The organism is Richelia sinica FACHB-800 (assembly GCF_014698825.1).
Lineage (GTDB): Bacteria > Cyanobacteriota > Cyanobacteriia > Cyanobacteriales > Nostocaceae > FACHB-800.
Window position 1 is genome coordinate 1 of the sequence record NZ_JACJTT010000076.1, and the last position, 4,766, is coordinate 4,766.

Here is a 4,766-nt window from a genome sequence, read left to right on the forward strand (position 1 = left end):
CATTGCAAACACTGATTTTAGCGTATAATTTGAGTATCTTTGCACTTAGCCTTTACCCCTCTTCAAAGCAGTCATGGTAAGGGTTTCCTTGTTTTCGGAGATGTCTATTGGTTAGCGGCTGGTGGCATTGACCCTGACCATGATGTAGATATGAAAACCATCCCTCCTGCCCAGATGGTGGTAGATTTACAAGGAGGTACAATTGATGGTTTCTGCGTTGGTGAACCTTGGAACTATCGGGCCGCTGTAGAAGGTGTAGGCTTTACTATTGCTACTGACTTGGAAGTGTGGCTAGGTCATCCCGGTAAAGTCTTGGGTGTCCGTGAAGACTGGGCTAATAATTATCCTAATACCCATATTGCTTTGACTAAAGCCTTGTTGGAAGCTTGTAAATATTGTGCTGATCCCAACCACTCCCTAGAAGTGCGGAGAATTCTCGCTAGCCGGGAATATGTCAGCACAGATATTGATTACATCCAACTAGAAGACGCTAATGGCGCTACCTGTGACATTGACCATCCTTTACGGGAATACGCCCACCACCAGTTTTACTCTGACTCTGCAATTAACCGCCCCAGTCGCACGGAACAAATTTGGATTATGACCCAATTAGCGCGGTGGGGTGAAACTCCTTTACCGAGAAACTGGGTAGAAATTGTGGAAAGAATTTGTCGTGTCGGTGTATTCAGCACGGCTGCTAGAGAATTGGGTCTGGATATCAGTTACACCCGCCAACCCATCCAATTATTTGATGGTAAGCCTTTCAATGGTGATGACCCAATGACCTATCTCAACGATTTAGAGATTAAACGGGACTTTTCTGTAGCGGAAGTGATTCTCGATACACCCAGAAGAACTGCCGCTTAATGTCAGAAATGAGGGAGTTAAGACGGTATGTTAGCGATAACTCCCTATTTCTGGAACCAGTGTCGGCAACCCACGCGCAAGTGGAGAGACTTGCGTGTGAGTAATATAACTTTAACATAGAGATTTTGAAGACCAATACCCCCATGCACAACCGCAGCTTAAGCTTTACTAACACAGGTACAGACACTCTGGACAGAAAATCAAGTCCCGCTAAAAGCCGTCAGTCTTTCTTGCAAATTCAGGATGTTTGCAAAACCTATCCCACCAAGAAAGGCCCTTTTACGGTTCTTGATGGTGTGAATCTGGAAGTTGAACAAGGCGAGTTTATTTGTGTCATTGGCCACTCTGGTTGTGGTAAATCTACTCTCTTAAACATGGTGTCTGGGTTTAACTTTCCTACTTCTGGGCAAGTTTTGCTGGAAGGGAAACCCATTACTAAACCAGGCCCAGACCGGATGGTTGTGTTCCAAAACTATGCTTTGTTGCCTTGGCGGACGGCTTTTGAAAATATTTACTTGGCGGTTAATGCTGTTTATCCTACCAAGCCAGAAGCAGAAAAAAGAGCGATCGTCCGGGAACATTTGGCCATGGTAGGATTGGCTGATGCCATGGAGAAAAAGCCCTTGCAAATGTCTGGGGGGATGAGACAGCGTGTTTCTATTGCCCGTGCTTTGGCAATTCGTCCCAAGGTGCTGATTTTAGACGAACCCTTTGGGGCCCTAGATGCGATTACCAAGGAAGAATTGCAGGAAGAACTGTTAAAGATTTGGGGTGATAATCGCTGTACTGTATTGATGATTACCCATGATATTGATGAGGCGCTATTTTTAGCTGATAAGTTGGTGATGATGACCAATGGCCCCCACGCCAAGATTGGGGAAGTCTTGGAAATTCCTTTTTCTCGTCCACGCGATCGCGCCAGAATTATGGAAGATCCCCAATATTACCAACTACGCAACTATGCCTTAGACTTCCTATTTAACCGTTTTGCCCATGATGATGTGGGGTAATAGCTTTTCTTGGAAAACGAGGGTTAGTGAATACATTCAAGGTAAATGCCAAAAATTGTGCATTTACCTTTTTTTATGAAAATTTACTTCAATTGCACACAAATATACTTTTTCTTGCTCATTTACTGCTTATGTTAAAACATACATATATTTAAAGCTAATCAGTAAATTTTCTGTTTCTACGCAAATCAAACTTCATAGGATATGCCCATGGCTAGTAAATTAATTCTGGATACCAATGAAATTCTTCAGCAAGGTGCAACAGGAGCAAAAGTCCAGCAATTGCAAGAAATTTTAACAGCACTCAACCTCCAACCAGGGAAGATCGATGGTGATTTTGGTGCTAAAACTCTGGCAGCAGTCAAACAATTTCAACAACAACAAGGTCTAACACCTGATGGCATTGTCGGTAAAAAAACTCAGGATGCTTTAAATCGGGCTTTGGAAAAGTTAACGGAAATTGGTCTTTATGGCGGTGTCACTGGTAAGTTGCCATTACCAGGAGTCAACCTAATTAAAGAATTTGAAGGTTGTTTTTTAAATGCCTATCCAGATCCGCTGACCAAAGGTAAACCCTATACTATCGGTTGGGGCAGCACTCGCAAAAAAGATGGTAGTGAGTGGAAATTGGGGGAAACTATCACCCAACAAGAAGCAGATGATTTATTAATTTTCCAGTTGGAGAATAACTATTTACCACCTCTGCAAAAAATTCCTGTGTGGAATGAGTTAAATGTCAATCAACAAGGTGCTTTATTAAGTTTTGGTTATAACTTAGGGGCGAATTTCTACGGTAATCGCAATTTTCAAAGTATCACTAGAGTCTTAGCCAATAAGCTATGGGATGAGATTGAAGAAACTTTTGTGAAGTATAGAAATCCTAAGAGTCCAGTGGAAGCAGGTTTAAAAAGAAGGAGATTAGCGGAAGCTAAACTTTTCCTCACACCTGTAAGTTAGTCCATTGGTGCAAAATTCATCATCAAATTCATACTTGCGTAATCTCGAATTGCTATGGCCTACTGTCTAAGAATTGCTGATATTCCAGAAAATGAAAGGCCCCGTGAAAGATTAATGACCTATGGCCCAAAAATTTTAGCTACTGCGGAGTTAATCGCTATTCTCCTGGGAACAGGTCAAGGCCCAGGAAAACTGTCTGCCATTGGTTTAGGTCAACACATATTACAAGAATTAGGTAAACATCAACGTGACCCCTTAGCGATGTTACGAGAAGTCACACCAGCACAGTTAATGGCAATTCCTGGTGTTGGCCCTGCAAAAGCGACCACTATTCTCGCAGCCATTGAATTAGGTAAGCGTGCTTTTCTCTGCCGCCCTGCTGATGGCACCATCATAGATAGCCCTTTGGTTGCAGCTGCGGCGCTTAGTCAAGACTTGATGTGGCAAAATCAAGAACGTTTTGCGGTCTTACTATTGGACGTGAAAAATCGTTTGTTGGGTACAACTGTAGTGAGCATTGGTACCGCCACAGAAACCTTGGCTTCTCCCCGTGACATTTTTAGAGAAGTAATTCGCCAAGGTGCAACCAAAGCTATCGTGGCCCACAATCACCCTTCTGGGAATTTGGAACCTAGTGAACAAGATATAGAATTGACACGCCAATTACTAGCAGGGGCCAAGCTATTGAATATTCCTCTACTCGACCATTTAATTCTGGGTAACGGCACCCATCAAAGTCTACGAGAAATTACTACCTTGTGGGATGACTACCCACAAGATGATTAATGATCATTGCTGATTTTGTCTTCATTAAAACTTTAAATTAAGCCACATAAAATATTTTTTAGATGAATTTTATGTAAAAACACGGAGGGATAGCTACATAAGTAAAAACTTAGATGTAATTATATAGGTATCAAATTTACTGAACCAAAATAATATGCGGTTAGAAAAAATTGCTCTAACTTTGATGGGTACAGCAGTAGCAGTTGCGGTTGCTAGTCCGGCTAATGCTATTAGTATTACTACTGGAGGCACAGCTGCTGGTGCAAATGGCGTTAAAACAAATGTTTTTGGAGCAACGACAATAGACTTCAACAGCGGTTCAGCACCCACCAGTGGTTTTGCTACATATACTCCTGGTGGAACAACTAATATAGTGACTGGTTCTGTTGCTTCTCAATATGCTGCACCTACTGGTGATACCACACCATACCTGACTATTGCTCCTGTAGCTAATAACGTAACAGGTAATACAGGTAGTGTTACCATAAATTTCGCTAAGGCTCTTGACTACTTTGGTTTGTATTGGGGTTCTGTAGATACTTACAACTCGATTTCTTTCTATGATGGTGCCAATCTTTTGACAACCTTTACTGGTTCAAATATTCCTGATACTACTGCTAGTGGTAATCAAACTAGTCCTCAAGATAACGTATTTGTAAACTTCTTCGCAGGAGCGGGTGAAAAATTTGACAAAATAGTTTTAACCAGCACTGGTGTTGCCTTTGAAAGTGATAACCATGCTTACCGAGCAGTTCCAGAACCTGCTTCTATCTTAGGCTTGCTATTGTTTGGCGGTCTAGGTGTCAGTTCACTGGTTAAAAACAAATCAAAACTAGCGTAAGGATTGTCATAAGTAGATTGGAAGAAGTGAAAATATTTTTAAATTCAAGACTCAGTGTCAAACTTGAGTCTTTTGTTTTTTGTGCAAAGTTGTTTTTTACTTAATTAAGCGCATTGATTTTATTATATTTATTTTATTGTCTAAAAAAATCAGGTTCTTCGGTACTTTTTATGGAGAACCCAGTTCAAAATCATTGAACCCACCTTCCGCACCCTAACTGTCACACATCAAAAAAAGCCACCAAAATAGTACACAAGAACTAAAGCTTATTTAAGTCCTAAGAGAGTTAATGAAAATAAGTATCA

4 protein-coding genes and 1 pseudogene are annotated in these 4,766 nt (G+C 41.2%); all 5 read left to right on the forward strand.

Annotated elements, in window-relative coordinates:
* Positions 1-105: 105 nt before the first annotated feature.
* Positions 106-867 (forward strand): annotated as a pseudogene (locus H6G73_RS24020) (CmpA/NrtA family ABC transporter substrate-binding protein); the annotation flags it as partial.
* A 143-nt stretch (positions 868-1,010) separates the two neighbouring features.
* Complete coding sequence (locus H6G73_RS24025; protein WP_190609045.1) at positions 1,011-1,877, forward strand: nitrate ABC transporter ATP-binding protein; 867 nt, start codon at positions 1,011-1,013, stop codon at positions 1,875-1,877.
* 210 nt (positions 1,878-2,087) lie between these two features.
* Positions 2,088-2,834 (forward strand): glycoside hydrolase family protein, encoded by a 747-nt coding sequence (locus tag H6G73_RS24030; RefSeq protein WP_190609040.1) that lies wholly within the window; start codon positions 2,088-2,090, stop codon positions 2,832-2,834.
* 54 nt (positions 2,835-2,888) lie between these two features.
* On the forward strand, positions 2,889-3,620 hold the full coding sequence (gene radC, locus H6G73_RS24035; RefSeq protein WP_190609042.1) for a RadC family protein: 732 nt from the start codon (positions 2,889-2,891) through the stop codon (positions 3,618-3,620).
* Between the two features lie 154 nt (positions 3,621-3,774).
* The gene (locus tag H6G73_RS24040) at positions 3,775-4,461 is read left to right on the forward strand and encodes an Npun_F0296 family exosortase-dependent surface protein (protein WP_190609043.1); all 687 of its coding nucleotides are present in this window, start codon (positions 3,775-3,777) and stop codon (positions 4,459-4,461) included.
* Positions 4,462-4,766: the final 305 nt, after the last annotated feature.